The sequence below is a fragment of the Amycolatopsis australiensis genome (genome assembly GCF_900119165.1).
Lineage (GTDB): Bacteria > Actinomycetota > Actinomycetes > Mycobacteriales > Pseudonocardiaceae > Amycolatopsis > Amycolatopsis australiensis.
The window spans coordinates 1,925,673-1,940,389 of the sequence record NZ_FPJG01000006.1 but is presented as its reverse complement, the minus strand read 5'-3'; the positions used below and the strand labels follow the sequence as shown (position 1 = coordinate 1,940,389).

Sequence of the window (14,717 nt, the reverse complement as noted above, 5' to 3'; positions counted from 1 at the left end):
CCTCGGAGGTAATCGCCCCGCGGCCGGTCATCGGGCAAGCTTCGGGCATGACCGATCCCGAAGGGACCCAGCTGTTCCACCGCTCCATGCCGTTCTCCGAACGCCTCGGCGTCGAGGTCTTGGAGCACGGGCCGGCGCTCGTGCGCAGCCGGCTGAAGTGGGACGAGAGCCTCTGCACGCTCGGCGGCGCGCTGCACGGGGGCGCGCTCATGGCGCTGGCCGACTCGACCGGCGCCGTGTGCGCGTTCCTCAACCTGCCCGAGGGCGGCCAGGGCACGACGACCGTCGAGTCGAAGACGAACTTCCTGCGCGCGGTCCGTTCGGGCTACGCCGTTGCGTCGTCCAGACCACTGCACGCCGGCCGCAAGTTCGTCGTGGTGGAGACCGAGATCCACGACGACGACGGCAAGTTGGTCGCGAAAGTGACACAGACGCAGGCCGTGCTCTAGCCAGCTGTTTACATACCGGTCCGGAGCGGCGAAAATCCCTGCCTACTGGGTGGGTCGATCAGGGAGCCGGGATGCGGGCACGCAAGTTGTTCACCTTATTGTCAGTGATCGTGTTGACTGCGGTAACCACGCAAGTCGCCGACGCCGCGCCCGCCCGGCCCGGCGACGACGAGGCGATCGACTACCACGAGTGGAACGGCGGCCGGTTCCACGAAGGCCACTTCGCCGGCTTGGCGCTGACCCGGGACGGCCTGCGCATCACGCGCCCGGCCGGCACGGTCGAGCACACCGAACCGGGCCTCGGCACGACGAGGACGTACGAGTACGGCCAGTGGACGTCGCCGGAGTACCGCCAGGGCTTCGGCGCGACGCAGCTGGTCGCGTCCTGGAACGCCAAGACGCCGGAGAAGACCTGGCTGCAGGTCGAGGCGCAGGGCCGGACGTCGGCCGGCGCCGAAACGGCGTGGTACGTGATGGGCCGCTGGGCCAGCGGTGACGCCGACATCCAGCGCACCAGCGTCGACGGCCAGGACGACGCGAACGCGATGGTGGACGTCGACACGCTGGTCATGAAGGCCGGCGTCACGCTGAAGTCGTACCACCTGCGGATCAGCCTGTACCGCGAAGCCGGTTCGTCCGCGACGCCGTCGGTGACGACGCTGGGCGCGATGACGTCGGCGGTGCCGGACCGCTTCGACGTGCAGACGACGAAGCCGGGCCGGGCGGCCGGGATCGAGCTGAAGGTGCCCGCGTACGCGCAGAACCTCCACAAGGGACAGTTCCCGCAGTACGGCGGCGGCGGCGAGAACTGGTGCAGCCCGACGTCGACCGAGATGGTGGCCGAGTACTGGGGCAAGAAGCCGTCGGCGGCGGAGATGTCGTGGATCCCGGCGGACTACGTCGATCCGTCCGTGGCGTTCGCGGCCCGCTACACCTACGACTACAGCTACGAAGGCACCGGCAACTGGCCCTTCAACACCGCGTACGCCGCGTCGCGCGGGCTGCGCGGCCACATCACGCGGCTGCACTCGCTGAACGAGCTGGAGGACTACATCGCGCGGGGCATCCCGGTGATCACGTCGCAGTCGTTCCTGGCGTCGGAACTCGACGGCGCCGGGTACGGAACGTCCGGGCACATCATGGTGGTCGTCGGCTTCACGAAGGACGGTGACGTGATCGCGAACGACCCGGCGTCGAGCAGCAACGATCGGGTGCGCAACATCTACAAGCGCGACCAGTTCGAGAAGATCTGGCAGCGGACGAAGCGCTACCGGGCCGACGGCAGCGTCGCGAGCGGCCCCGGCGGGATCGTGTACATCGTCACCCCGGCGTAAGCCGAAGTCACCAGGTCGCGCCGGCCTGGTCCGGATCGTGTCGTTGATCCGGTTGAAGAAGTTCGTGAGCGCGATGTTCAGGGTGATCGCCGACAGCTGCTGCGGGTCGACACCACTGTCCCGCACCGCCTTCACGATCCGCTGGATCGCGCCGAACACCCCGGGATCGCCGGAGCTCTTGAGCCGTGCTCCCCTCCGGGCTCGTCACCACCACGACGGAACGGAACCGAGGAAGGTAACGACATGCCCGGCACACCGGCCGAGGCGTTCGAAACCCAGCGCGGCCGTCGCGGCACGCGGTCGCCCACCGTGTGCTCGGCTCGCACGCCCGACGCCGACGCCGAGGACGTGGTCCAGGAGGCCCCGCCAGGAGGCGACGGCCATCCAGAACGGGCCCGTCCGGAGGCACCGTACGAGGAGATCGTCGTGACGGCCGACGAGGGCACGGTGCCCGAGGAAGACGTCGCGCGCCGACTCGGTCGGACTCCTGCTCGTCGTCGCGCCCGGGCGGCCCGCGACGGCGGCTTCGAAGAGCTGCTGCGGGTGCTCGATCCGGAGGTCCGGCTGACGGTCGACACACCGGACGGCGTGGTGGTGGTCCCCGGCGCCACGAACGTCGCGGCGGGCGCCCGCTTCGTCGCGGCTTCGGACGCGAACAAGGTGCTGGTGGACGGCCTGCCGGGCGTCGTGGCGTGGCGCGAGGACGGCTCGCCGCTGCCGGTGGCGGTGTTTACGGTGGCGGACGGCCGGATCGTGGCCATCCCGTCGGTGGCGGCCCGCCAAGCTGGTGTCGATGCGACAGCCGTGAGTTGCAAATGACGCAACTCGTTGCGCAGCAACCACCCATGCGGATGTCGCCATCTCCGCATCATCCGTGGCAAGCTGCGGGCGAACCAGCAGTGCAGCCGGAAGGTGGATTCGCATGCCGTACGAGGTCCAGGGGGTCGTTTCGCGGGCCAAGGGCGAGCCGGTCTCGCTCGAGACCGTCGTCGTCCCCGATCCCGGGCCCGGCGAGGCCGTCGTGAACGTGCAGGCCTGCGGGGTCTGCCACACCGACCTGCACTACCGCGAGGGCGGGATCAACGACGACTTCCCCTTCCTGCTCGGCCACGAGGCCGCCGGCGTCGTCGAGGCGGTCGGCGCGGGCGTCAGCGACCTCGAGCCCGGTGACTACGTCATCCTCAACTGGCGTGCCGTCTGCGGCACCTGCCGGGCCTGCAGGCGCGGCAAGCCCTGGTACTGCTTCTCGACGTTCAACGCCGCCCAGCCGATGACCCTGCCGGACGGCACCGGGCTTTCGCCCGCCCTCGGCATCGGCGCCTTCCTCGAGAAGACCCTCGTCCACAGCGGACAGTGCACCAAGGTCGACCGCGCGGCCGAGCCCGCGGTCGCCGGCCTGCTCGGCTGCGGCGTCATGGCCGGGCTCGGCGCGGCGATCAACACCGGCGCCGTCACGCGCGGCGACTCGGTCGCGGTCATCGGCTGCGGTGGCGTCGGCGACGCCGCCATCGCCGGCGCACAGCTCGCCGGCGCCACCACGATCATCGCGATCGACATGGACGACCGGAAGCTGACCTGGGCCAAGGACTTCGGCGCGACGCACACCGTCAACAGCAAGGGCCTCAGCGAAGCGCAGGTCGTCGAGGCCATGCAGGAGGCCACCGGCGGCTTCGGCCCGGACGTCGTGATCGACGCCGTCGGCCGGCCGGAGACGTGGCGGCAGGCGTTCTACGGCCGTGACCTGGCCGGCACGGTCGTGCTCGTCGGCGTCCCGACGCCGGACATGCGGCTGAACGACCTGCCGCTGATCGACTTCTTCTCGCGCGGCGGCTCGCTCAAGTCGTCGTGGTACGGCGACTGCCTGCCCAGCCGCGACTTCCCGATGCTCGTCGACCTCTACCTGCAGGGCCGGCTGCCGCTCGACAGGTTCGTCACCGAGCGGATCGGCGTCGACGGCGTCGAGCAGGCCTTCGAGCGCATGCACCACGGCGACGTCCTGCGCAGCGTGGTGACGTTCTGACTCTCTTCGTCGACGCCGACTACCCGGCCGACCCCTACCCGGGGACCCGGCCGGGCTACTCCTTCGTGCACGAAAACGGCGCCGGATACCCGCTGGACACGGCGCCGGCGGGCTGGCGGAACCGGCAGGCCGTGCTCGCCTACGGCTCCAACGCGAACCCGTCGAAGATCAGCTGGATGCGCGCGGAACTCGGCCTCGAAGGCCCGGTCGTCGTCGCGCACGCCCGCTGCGACGGCCTCGCCGCGGTCTGGGCGTCGGGCCTGCGATTCCGCGACGGCCAGCGTCCGGCGACCCTCACCGCGCTGCCGGGCGTCGAGGAGCACGCCGTCTGGTTCGTGACGCCGCAGCAGCTGCGGGTCCTGGACATCTGCGAAGGCCGTGGCCACCGCTACCACCTGGTCCGGCTCACGGACCCGGACATCACGCTGGAGGACGGCAGCCGGGTGACCGACGTGCTGGCCTACATCGGCGCGGTGCCGATCCGGTACCCGCTGCTGGTCGACGGCAAGCCGGTCCGCACCGCCGACGTCCCGCAGGCCGAGGCGGCCGAACTGGACGGCGTCCCGGCGGACGGCCCGGGCGTCGCGTGCGAGGTCGTCGCGCCGCCGGACGGGCGCACCTACCCCTAGATCAGCTTGCCCGGGTTGAGGATCCCGGTCGGGTCCACCGCGGACTTCGCCGCGCGCAGCACCGCCACGCCCAGCGAGCCGATCTCGGCCGCCAGGTACGGCGCGTGGTCGACGCCGACGGCGTGGTGGTGCGAAATCGTGCCCAGACCCGAGATCGCTTCGCAGGCCGCCGCTTTCGCGCGCTGCCACTGACCGATCGGGTCGGCCTGGTCCCGGGCCGTCAGCACCGTGAAGTACAGCGACGCGCCCGTCTCGTACGCGTGCGAAATGTGGCACATGATGATCGCGCGCCCGAGCGACGCGGTGAGCGCCGCGCGGACGTCGTCACGCAGCTCGTCCACATTGGACCAGTACGCGGCCGTCTCCAGCGTCTCGACGCAAACGCCCTGGTCCAGCAGCGCGTCCCGCTGCCGGGGACCGGCGAACCGGCCGTGCCGCCACGACTCGCCGAGCGCCTTGCCGACCCGCACGGCTCCCGCGGCCTTCAGCCGGCGCGTCGTTTCCCGGCGGCGCAGCGCCACGTCGTGCGCCGCGCCTTCCCAGCCGACGATGAGGAAACACGGCCGCCGCACCCCGCGCGCGGCGAGGTACCGGCGCAGGGCCGCCGTCTTGAAGCCCGCGTTCAACGCCAGCGAAACCTCGGTTTCGTCGCCGTCGGACAGCCGCGTGACGTCGGCGAGCGCGTGGTTCTGCGCCAGGTCGCGCACCGCCGCCGCGCCGGCCGCCCAGCCGGGCAGCGCGTAGCCTTCGTACCGGCGGACCGGCGGCGCCGGCCGCACCCGCAGCGCGACTTCGGTGATCACGCCGAGCGTGCCTTCGCTGCCGACCGCCAGCTGCCGCAGGTCCGGCCCGGCCGCGGACGCCGGCGCGACGCCGAGCTTCCACTCGCCGCGCGGGGTGGCCAGCCGCACGCCGGTGACCATGTCCTCGAACCGCCCATAGCCCGACGAAGCCTGCCCGGCCGACCGCGTCGCCGCGAAACCGCCGATGGTGGCGCGCTCGAACGACTGCGGGACGTGTCCGAGCGTCAGGCCGTGCTCGCCGAGGAGCCGCTCGGCCTCGGGTCCGCGGACGCCGGCCTGCAGGACGGCGATGCGCGACTCGGCGTCGACCGACACCAGCGCGTCGAGGCGGACGAGGTCGAGCACGATCACCGCCGCCTTCTCCCCGCGCAGCGCGGAAACGCCGCCCACCACCGACGTTCCGCCGCCGAAGGGCACGACACCGATGTCGTGTCGGACGCAGACGTCGAGCACCGCCTGGACTTCGCCGGGGTCCGCCGGCAGGACGACCGCGTCGGGCACCGGGAAATCCACGCCGGGCGAACGGCGGCGCAGCAGGTCGAGGTAGGACAGCCCGGTCGCCCGCGCCAGCCGCGCCGCGTCGTCGACCAGCACGTTTTCGCGGCCGACCACTTCCGACAACGCGGCGAGAGCAGATTCGCCCAGTTTCGGTGACGGTATTTCCACCGGCATTCCGGCCGCCGGGGCGGCGCCGGGGGCCGCCGGGCCGATACGCTGGTCGAGCCACTTGGCCGCCCGCGCGGGCAGCCGGGCGGCGTCAGCGGCTTCCGCGGTCCAGGACCGGCGGAGGCGGTGGTCAATGAGCGCGTTCACGACTACAGTGTGACATATGGACGTCAAACGTCACACCACGCCGAGCGCGGGACCTTCCGCGCTCGCGGACGCCCGCAGCCGTCAGACGGCGGCGCGGGTGGCCGATGACGTGCTGCTCGACGCCGCGCGCTCGTGCGTGCTGGCCGTCGGTGTGCGCCGCACCACACTCGCCGAAATCGCCCGCACCGCGCGCGTCAGCCGGATGACGGTGTACCGCCGGTTCCCGGACGTCCGCAGCGTGCTCGCCGCCCTGATGACCCGCGAATTCAGCGGGCTGCTGCGCACGGCGAGCGAGCGCGGGGCCGACGCCGCGCACAGCCGCGAACGGCTCGTGCTGATCGCGTCGGCCGGCGTCCGCGCACTCTCGGCCGATCCGCTGTTCCGCACGCTGCTCGACGTCGACCCCGAGCTGGTCCTCCCGTACATCGTGGAACGGCTGGGCGCGACGCAGAAGTTCGCCGAGCAGGCCCTGCACCAGCTGCTGGAGGCCGGCCACCGGGACGGCTCGATCCGGCGGGCGCCGGTCGCCGCCCAGTCGCGGGCGGTGCTGCTGGTGGTCCAGTCGTTCGCGTTCTCGCTGCGGCCGGCCACGGCGGACGTCGGCGAAGCGGCACTGCTGGCAGAGTTCACCCACGTGCTCGAAGCGGCGCTGAAGCCATGACGTCCGGCTCGCTCAACGCTCGGCGCCGCGACCGCGAGCTCGCGGAGCTGGCGTCAGGCGAGCGCGTCGACATCGTCGTGGTCGGCGGCGGCGTCACGGGCACGGGCATCGCGCTCGACGCCGCTTCGCGCGGGTTGTCGGTGGCGCTCGTCGAAGCGCACGACCTCGCCTTCGGGACGTCACGCTGGTCGTCGAAGCTCGTGCACGGCGGGCTGCGGTACCTCGCGCACGGCGAACTCGGCCTCGCGCACGAGAGCGCCGTCGAGCGCGGCATCCTCATGACGCGCACGGCGCCGCACCTGACGCGGGCGATGCCCCAGCTGTTTCCGTTGTACCCCAGCACGTCCCGGGTTCAGGAGAGAGTGGTCGCGGCCGGGTTGCGGGCCGGGGACGCGCTCCGCCGGGTGGCCCGCACGCCGTCGTCGGTACTGCCTCGGCCCCGCTCGGTCCCGGCGCCGGAAGCACTGGCTTTGGCACCCGGGCTGTCCCCGGTCGGCCTGCGCGGCGCGCTACTGGCCTACGACGGCGCTTTGGTCGACGACGCGCGGCTGGTCGTTTCGCTGGCCCGCACGGCGGCGTCGTTCGGCGCCCGGATCCTGACCCGGCTGTCGGCTTCGTCGCTGTCGGCGGACCGGGTGCGCGTCCGCGACGGCGTTTCGGGTGACTCGCTGGACATCCACGCCCGGCAGGTGATCAACGCGACCGGTGTGTGGGCGGGCACGCTGACCGGCGCGGTCCGGCTGCGGCCGTCACGGGGTTCGCACCTGGTCCTGGCCGCGGGAACCGTGCCACTGGGCACGACGTCGGTGAACATCGGCGTGCCGGGCGAGACGAACCGCTTCGTGTTCCTGCTTCCCCAGCCGGACGGCCGGGTCTACCTGGGACTGACGGACGAGCCGGTTTCCGGACCGATTCCCGACGTGCCGACGGTCCCTGAGTCCGATGTGGACTTGTTGTTGTCGCTGGCTTCTTCGGTGCTGGCCCGTCCGCTGACCCGGGCGGACGTGGCGGGGTCCTTCGCGGGCCTCCGCCCCCTGATCGAAGGTGGCGGCCGTTCGGCGGACCTGTCCCGCAAGCACGCGGTGCTGGCGGGCTCGGACGGACTGTTGACGGTGGTGGGCGGCAAGCTCACGACGTACCGCCGGATGGCGGAGGACGCGGTGGACGCGGCGGTGAAGCTGGCGGGCCTGCCGGCTACGCCGTGCCGCACGGCACGGTTGCCGCTGATCGGCGCGGCACCGCGGGCCGAACTGTCCCTCGTGGACGCGCCCGCGCGCATGGTGGCGCGGTACGGCACCGAGGCACCCCGGGTGGCCGCCTTGGGCGAACTGGACAGCGACTTCGCGGCGCCGGTGACCCCGGGCACGGACATCACGGCCGCCGAGGTCGTGTGGGCGGTCCGCAACGAGGGCGCCCTGGACGTGGCGGACGTGCTGGAGCGGCGGACCCGGCTGGCGTTGATCCCGGCGGACGCCGAAGCCGCCGCGGCCCGGGTCGCGGAGCTGGTCGGCAAGTCGCTGGCCGGGCTCGCCTGATCCGGCGCACAACCCGACTTGATGTTCTCTTGAGTTGACGACTCGTTGGGTTTTTGCAACAGTACGTTCCATGAGTCCGGTCAGACGTGGCAAAGAGCTGCCGATCTACAACCGGCTGCCCGTGTTGCGTGCCGAACGGGGGATGAGCAGGGCCGCGCTCGCCGACGCCGTCGAGGTGAATCCGCAGACCATCGGGGCGCTCGAGCGCGGTGACCACTATCCGAGCCTCGACCTGGCGTTCCGGATCTGCGCGGTGTTCGACCTGCCCGTCGAGGCGGTCTTCAGCCGGGAGCCGTTCACGCCCTTGTCCACCCAGGTCTACCGCGAAGGGGGAGCATGACCGAGAAAGCGGGCCGGCTCGCGGCCTACTGGGATCGCCAGCTCGACAAGCTGGACGAACGGGAACGCCGGCGTGCTCTGCAGCTGCCCGGCTGGCGCACCCGGCGGCATCGGCGCACCCTCGCGGGCGTCGTCGCCGCGGCCGATCTCGTGCTGATCTGCGGGGCCGCCACCTTCGCCAGAGGGCCCGAGTGGGTCTTTCCCGCCCTGTGGCTGAGCGGCATCCTCGCCGGCGGGGTCGCGTTCCTGCTGCTGCGCGTCCTCACCGGGCGGATGAGCGGCGGCTTCTCGCGGCTGCTCGACGAACGGGAACGCGAATGGCGGCACCGCGTCACCTACACCGGCTTCCAGATCCTCAGCTACCTGATGATCGCCGCGATGATCTACAGCCTGCTGGCCGCCCACACCGAAAACGGTGGCGTCCGCGGCGCGATGATGCTGTCCGCGCTGCTGGTCACCGGCACCACCGTGCCGTCGATCGTCCTCGGCTGGGCACTGCCGGACGACGACCCCGAGGACTTCGAAGAGGGAATGGGACATGACTGAGGGGACATTGGAGATCGACCGGATCTCCAAGCGCTACGGCGCCAAGGTCGCGCTGGACGGCGTCTCGTTCGACGTCCACGCCGGGGAGCTGTTCGGTTTCGTCGGCAGCAACGGCGCCGGCAAGACCACCACCATGCGGATCGCGCTGGGCGTGCTCGCCGCCGACGGCGGCGAGGTCCGGTTCGACGGCCGGCCGGTCACGCACGAAACCCGCACCCGCATCGGCTACATGCCGGAGGAACGCGGGCTCTACCCCAAGATGAAGGTCCTCGACCAGCTCGTCTACCTGGCCGAGCTGCACGGCCTCAGCGCGAACGAGGCCCACCGCAACGCCGAGAACTGGATCGCCCGGCTGGGCCTGGCCGAGCGCCGCAAGGACGAGGTGCAGAAACTGAGCCTCGGCAACCAGCAGCGCGTCCAGCTGGCCGCCGCGCTGGTGCACGACCCGGCCGTGCTCGTGCTCGACGAACCGTTCTCCGGGCTCGACCCGCTGGCCGTCGACGTCATGAGCGGCGTGCTGCGCGAGAAAGCCGCCGCCGGTGTGCCCGTCGTGTTCTCCAGCCACCAGCTCGACCTCGTCGAGCGGCTGTGCGACCGCGTCGGCATCATCCGCAACGGGCGGATGGTCGCCGTCGGCACGGTCGGCGAGCTGACCGCGGGCGCGAACAGCAAGCTCGTCGTCACCGCGCCGGCCGCGCGCCCCGGCTGGGCCGCCGGCCTGCCCGGCGTGCGCGTGCTGGAGGAGCACGGCCCCACCGCCGTGCTCGACCTCGAACCGAGCGCTGACGACCAGGCCGTGCTCGCCGCGGCACTGGCGACCGGTCCGGTGACCGAGTTCAGCCGCCGTCGCCGGTCGCTGACCGAGCTGTTCCGCGACGCCGTTTCGCAGGACGTCGCAGCCGAGAAGGGGCAACGATGAAGACGTTGAGCGGCCGCCGGGCCGTCTGGCTCGTGATGAAACGGGAGCTGAACACGCGGCTGCGCACGCGGTCGTTCGTCGTCGGCACCGCGGTGCTGCTGGTGCTGCTGCTGGGGTACGTGGGATTCCAGACGGCGCTGGCCGGCTCGGCGGAGAAGAGCACGGTCGGGTTGACCGGCCAGGCGACCGGGATCGCGCGACAGCTGCAGGTCAAGGCGGCGCAGGCCGGACGGCACATCGAGACCGTCACGGTCACCGACCCGGCCGAGGGCCGCAAGAAGGTCGAGGACGGCGACCTCGACGCCCTCGTCTCGGGCAGCGCGGCACAGCTGACCGCCACCTACAAGTCCTCTTTGGACGATCAGCTGCGCCGGGTGCTCGACGAGGTCGCGCAGCAGCAGGTCCTCGACGGCGTGCTGTCGTCGGCACAGCTCGAGCCGGCCGAGGTGATGGCCAGGGTCGACGGCACCCACGTGCGCGACGACCCGATCTCGCCGGAGCCCGCCGACCACACGCAGCGGCTGGTCGTCGGCCTGGTCGTGGCGTTCCTGCTGTACCTCAGCATCATCACCTACGGCATGATGGTCGCCCAGGGCGTCGTCGAGGAGAAGTCGAGCCGGGTCGTGGAGATCCTGCTCGCCAGCGTGCGGCCGTGGCAGCTGTTGCTGGGCAAGGTGATCGGGCTCGGCCTGGTCGGGCTGACGCAGCTGGTGATCCTCGGCGTGGCCGGCCTGATCGCGGCATCGGCGACCGGGGTGTTCACGCTGTCGGGCTTCGCGACCGGCACGTTGCTGTGGGGCCTGCTGTGGTACCTGCTGGGTTTCCTGCTGTACGCCACGATCTACGGCGCGCTGGGATCGCTGGTGTCGCGGCAGGAGGACACCCAGTCGGTGGTCTCGCCGCTGAACATCATCCTCATCGCGGGGTTCATCGCGGGAATCAACCTGCTGCTGCAGGACCCGTCCGGCACGGCGGCGAAGGTGCTGTCGCTGATCCCGCTGCTGTCCCCGATCCTGATGCCGGCCCGGATTTCGACGGGCGCGGCGGCGGGCTGGGAGATCGGTCTGTCACTGGTGCTCACGGTGGCTTTGGTGGCGGTGCTTACCTGGGTGGGCGGCAAGATCTACGGCAACAGCGTGCTGCGCATCGGTAGCCGGATCAAGCTGTCGGAGGCCCTGCGTAGCTGACGGGTCGTCAACGAGCGGAAATCGGTCCTTGATCGGAATGGGGATCTCGCCGCAGCAGTACGGCGAAGCCGACAACGGAGCCGCTGAGCAACACAGCCACGCCATCGATGGCCGCCATCAGCAGGATCTGCCACCACACGCCATGCCGCGCAACCGCGACGGTCGTCACCGCTTCGATCACGGTCGCCAGAGCCAGGAGGAACACGAACACGGCTTCCGAGATGGTCTGGATCCGGAACGCCCAGTGCCGGATGACCGGGTGGATGCTGGACATCAGCTCGAGAGCAGCCAGGTGCGGTTCGAATCCGGGCACCGTCAGGAAGTGCTTCCGCAAGCCCATCATGACCCGCTGGTAATGCATCAACAGGAACCGGATCTTCCGCACATTGGCGTAGTAGCTGGTGATGAACAGAGCGTAGAACAAGGTGAGGCTCGCCGTCAGGAGTAGCAAGCTCGGGCTGCTCGACAGCTTTGGCGTCGCCGGGATTCCGATGGCCGCCAGCGCGAATGTCACAGTGAACGCAAAAGTAAGGTACTGCCCACGGAGTACCTCGAGATGCCGGTAGTGCTGCCACGCCTGCCCCAGTTCGTCGCGGAGGACCAGTTCGGCCTGGGCTTGGGACGCTCCTGCCGGAGCACTGGGCTCGTTCTCGCCGTCCAACGGTTGTCTCCCCTCCAGCGGTCGTCCGCCGTTCAGGCAGAAGAGTCGCTCAGGGGTGATCGTTCGTTGCAGCGGTTCGTCACGACTCCGTCGTGATCTCGCCGTAGCGTGCCAACGCCACCTGGCGCTCATGGGCGTGATCGACCATGGGTGCCGGGTACGCCTCCGGGCGGTTCTTCAACCGATGCACCGCCTTCCCCGGCACCGAACGCAATTCCGGCACGTACCTACGGACGTAATCGCCATCGGGGTCGAACTTCTCCCCCTGCGTCAACGGGTTGAAAATACGGAAATACGGCGCCGCGTCCGTGCCGCAGCCCGCTACCCACTGCCAATTCAGCTGGTTCGAGGCCAGGTCGCCGTCCACCAGGTGCTTCATGAAATGGCGCGCTCCCCGCCACCACGGCAAGTGCAGGTCCTTCACCAGGAAGCTCGCCACCACCATGCGCACGCGGTTGTGCATCCAGCCCTCCGCCAGCAGCTGCCGCATCCCCGCGTCGACGATCGGGTAGCCCGTGCGGCCCGCGCACCACCGCTCGAACGCCTCCGGGTCGTCGTCGTGCTTCATCCGGTCGAAACGCTTGTCGTAGTTCTCGCGCGCCGTCTCCGGGCGGTGCCACAGGACGTCGGCGTGGAATTCGCGCCAGCACAACTCGGTGCGCAGGGCTCTCGCGCCCGCGCTGCCGTCCAGGTCCGCCAGCAACGTCCGCGGGTGGACGCATCCCCAGCGCAGGTACGGCGAAAGCCGGGTGGTTCCGGCAAGATCCGGCCGGTCGCGGTCTTCGGCGTAGGTGGCGAGAGCGCCGTCGAGGAACGCGTGCCAGACGTTCAGCGCCGCCTGCTCGCCCGGCTCGGGCAGCGTCGCGGAGACGCGCGGTGGCCGCGGGATCTCCAGCGACGAAGGCGGTGCCACCCAGTCCACACGGGACGGTTCGGCGGGTGACGGCCAGCCGTGCGCCAGCCACGCCCGGTGGAACGGCGTGAACACGCGGTACGGCGAACCGTCGGGCTTCACCACCCGGCCGGGCGTGACCGCGTACGGCGAACCCGTCTCGACCCAGTCGATGCCGTGCTCCGCCAGCGCCTTCGCCACCGAGGCGTCCCGGCGGCGGCCGTACGGCCCGCGGTCGGCGCTGACGTGCACCGCCGCCGCGCCGATCGCGCGTGCCGCGCGGACCACTTCCGTCGCCGGGTCGCCGTGCACGACCATCAGCCGGCCGCCGAGCTGCTCGTCCAGCGCGCGGAGGCACCCGTGGAGGAACGCCACCCGCGGCGCACCCGACCGCTTCAGCAAGACGTCGTCGAGGACGTACAGCGCGAGCACGTGCTTGCTGTGCCGGGACGCCTCCAGCAGCGCGGCGTGGTCGCCGAGCCGCAGGTCACGGCGGAACCACAGGACAACCGGCGCTTCTCGGGTCACGCAGCCCAACGATAAGCGCCCCGCCGTGCCGGTGCACGACGGGGCGCTGCGACGACCGGGGCTCAGCGCTCCGACATCGGGACGTAGTCCCGGGAGGCGTAGCCGGTGTAGATCTGCCGCGGGCGGCCGATCTTGGTGGCCGGGTCGTTGATCATCTCGCGCCAGTGCGCGATCCAGCCCGGCAGCCGGCCCAGCGCGAACAGCACCGTGAAGAACTTCGTCGGGAAGCCCAGCGCCCGGTAGATCAGGCCGGTGTAGAAGTCCACGTTCGGGTACAGCTTGCGCGAAACGAAGTAGTCGTCGGAAAGCGCGACTTCTTCGAGCTTCTTGGCGATGTCGAGCAGCTGGTCGCCGCCCTTCAGCTTGCCGAGGATCTCGTCCGCGGTGCTCTTGATGATCTTCGCGCGCGGGTCGTAGTTCTTGTAGACCCGGTGCCCGAAGCCCATGAGCTTGACACCCTTTTCCTTGTTCTTCACCCGCTCGACGAACTTGGCGACGTCGCCGCCGTCGGCCTGGATGCCCTCGAGCATGTCGAGGACCGCCGCGTTCGCGCCGCCGTGCAGCGGGCCGAACAGGGCGTTGATGCCGGCCGAGATCGAGGCGAACAGGTTCGCCTCGGACGAGCCGACCAGGCGCACGGTCGAGGTCGAGCAGTTCTGCTCGTGGTCGGCGTGCAGGATGAACAGCAGGTCCAGCGCCTTGACGACGTCCGGGTCGACGTCGTACGGCTCGGCCGGGAAGCCGAACGTCATCCGCAGGAAGTTCTCGACCAGGCCCAGCGAGTTGTCCGGGTACAGCAGCGGCTGCCCGACGGACTTCTTGTACGCGTAGGCGGCCAGGGTCGGGACCTTCGCCAGCAGGCGGATGGTCGACAGCTCCACGTTCGGCTCGTCGAACGGGTCGAGCGAGTCCTGGTAGAAGGTCGACAGCGCCGACACCGCGCTGGACAAGACCGGCATCGGGTGAGCGTCCCGCGGGAAGCCGCTGAAGAACGCCTTCAGGTCCTCGTGCAGCAGCGTGTGCCGCTGGATCTTCTCGGTGAAGTCGGCCAGCTGGGTCTCGGTCGGCAGCTCGCCGTAGATCAGCAGGTAGGAGACCTCGACGAAGGTCGACTTCTCGGCCAGCTGCTCGATCGGGTAGCCGCGGTAACGGAGGATCCCGGCGTCACCGTCGATGTAGGCGATGGCGGACGACGCGGCACCGGTGTTGACGAAACCCGGGTCGTAGGTGATGTACCCCGTCTGCGCCAGCAGCTTCCCCAGTTCGATCCCGGGCGCGCCCTCGACCGGGTGGACGATCTTGAACTCGTGCTCGCCACTCGGCAGGGTCAGCTTCGCGGTTTCGCCGCCGGACTGCCCCGCAGTCGTCGCGTCGGACATGCAAGTCCCTCTCACGTTTCGG

15 protein-coding genes are annotated in these 14,717 nt (G+C 70.6%); 11 read left to right on the top strand and 4 right to left on the bottom strand.

Annotation, left to right across the window (positions count from 1 at the left end; all coding sequences use genetic code 11):
* The first annotated feature begins 47 nt into the window (after positions 1 to 47).
* From BT341_RS10625 to BT341_RS10605, 5 genes are all read left to right on the top strand, one after another.
* Positions 48 to 449 (top strand): PaaI family thioesterase, encoded by a 402-nt coding sequence (locus BT341_RS10625; protein WP_072476116.1) that lies wholly within the window; start codon positions 48 to 50, stop codon positions 447 to 449.
* 71 nt (positions 450 to 520) lie between these two features.
* On the top strand, positions 521 to 1,783 hold the full coding sequence (locus tag BT341_RS10620) for a peptidase C39 family protein (RefSeq protein ID WP_177328778.1): 1,263 nt from the start codon (positions 521 to 523) through the stop codon (positions 1,781 to 1,783).
* Positions 1,784 to 2,026: 243 nt separating this feature from the next.
* Positions 2,027 to 2,602 carry a sigma-70 family RNA polymerase sigma factor family protein gene (locus BT341_RS10615; RefSeq protein ID WP_245804931.1) on the top strand — a complete coding sequence of 192 codons (576 nt, stop codon included), beginning with the start codon at positions 2,027 to 2,029 and terminating at the stop codon, positions 2,600 to 2,602.
* Positions 2,603 to 2,705: 103 nt separating this feature from the next.
* Complete coding sequence (locus BT341_RS10610; protein WP_072476114.1) at positions 2,706 to 3,803, top strand: S-(hydroxymethyl)mycothiol dehydrogenase; 1,098 nt, start codon at positions 2,706 to 2,708, stop codon at positions 3,801 to 3,803.
* 65 nt (positions 3,804 to 3,868) lie between these two features.
* Complete coding sequence (locus tag BT341_RS10605) at positions 3,869 to 4,432, top strand: gamma-glutamylcyclotransferase family protein (RefSeq protein WP_072476113.1); 564 nt, start codon at positions 3,869 to 3,871, stop codon at positions 4,430 to 4,432.
* Here the strand turns inward: BT341_RS10605 and BT341_RS10600 are convergent.
* Positions 4,429 to 6,048 carry an FAD-binding oxidoreductase gene (locus tag BT341_RS10600; RefSeq protein WP_245804930.1) on the bottom strand — a complete coding sequence of 540 codons (1,620 nt, stop codon included), beginning with the start codon at positions 6,046 to 6,048 and terminating at the stop codon, positions 4,429 to 4,431. The two genes, BT341_RS10605 and BT341_RS10600, sit on opposite strands and share 4 nt — an antisense overlap.
* 97 nt (positions 6,049 to 6,145) lie before the next feature.
* Here BT341_RS10600 and BT341_RS10595 point away from each other — a divergent pair, with 97 nt between their 5' ends.
* From BT341_RS10595 to BT341_RS10570, 6 genes are all read left to right on the top strand, one after another.
* Complete coding sequence (locus tag BT341_RS10595) at positions 6,146 to 6,709, top strand: TetR/AcrR family transcriptional regulator (RefSeq protein ID WP_072481889.1); 564 nt, start codon at positions 6,146 to 6,148, stop codon at positions 6,707 to 6,709.
* Entirely contained in the window at positions 6,706 to 8,244 is a 1,539-nt protein-coding gene (locus BT341_RS10590; RefSeq protein ID WP_072476112.1) for a glycerol-3-phosphate dehydrogenase/oxidase, read from the top strand. Before BT341_RS10595 ends, BT341_RS10590 begins: the two co-directional genes overlap by 4 nt.
* A gap of 70 nt (positions 8,245 to 8,314) precedes the next feature.
* Positions 8,315 to 8,584: a helix-turn-helix transcriptional regulator gene (locus BT341_RS10585; RefSeq protein WP_072476111.1), complete on the top strand. Its 270-nt coding sequence runs from the start codon at positions 8,315 to 8,317 to the stop codon at positions 8,582 to 8,584.
* Entirely contained in the window at positions 8,581 to 9,129 is a 549-nt protein-coding gene (locus tag BT341_RS10580) for a hypothetical protein (protein ID WP_072476110.1), read from the top strand. The genes BT341_RS10585 and BT341_RS10580 overlap by 4 nt, the downstream gene beginning before the upstream one ends.
* Complete coding sequence (locus BT341_RS10575) at positions 9,122 to 10,048, top strand: ABC transporter ATP-binding protein (RefSeq protein ID WP_072476109.1); 927 nt, start codon at positions 9,122 to 9,124, stop codon at positions 10,046 to 10,048. Before BT341_RS10580 ends, BT341_RS10575 begins: the two co-directional genes overlap by 8 nt.
* Positions 10,045 to 11,235, top strand: a complete 1,191-nt coding sequence (locus BT341_RS10570; protein WP_072476108.1) for an ABC transporter permease — start codon at positions 10,045 to 10,047, stop codon at positions 11,233 to 11,235. The genes BT341_RS10575 and BT341_RS10570 overlap by 4 nt, the downstream gene beginning before the upstream one ends.
* Positions 11,236 to 11,242: 7 nt before the next feature.
* On the opposite strand, the gene BT341_RS10565 is transcribed toward BT341_RS10570, so the two are convergent.
* The 3 genes from BT341_RS10565 to BT341_RS10555 all read right to left on the bottom strand — a co-directional run bounded on the left by BT341_RS10565 (position 11,243) and on the right by BT341_RS10555 (position 14,695).
* Positions 11,243 to 11,896, bottom strand: a complete 654-nt coding sequence (locus tag BT341_RS10565) for a hypothetical protein (protein ID WP_072476107.1) — start codon at positions 11,894 to 11,896, stop codon at positions 11,243 to 11,245.
* Between the two features lie 79 nt (positions 11,897 to 11,975).
* On the bottom strand, positions 11,976 to 13,316 hold the full coding sequence (locus BT341_RS10560; protein WP_072476106.1) for a cryptochrome/photolyase family protein: 1,341 nt from the start codon (positions 13,314 to 13,316) through the stop codon (positions 11,976 to 11,978).
* A gap of 62 nt (positions 13,317 to 13,378) precedes the next feature.
* A complete protein-coding gene (locus tag BT341_RS10555) occupies positions 13,379 to 14,695 on the bottom strand; it encodes a citrate synthase (RefSeq protein ID WP_072476105.1) in 1,317 nt (438 codons plus the stop codon).
* Positions 14,696 to 14,717 lie beyond the last annotated feature (22 nt).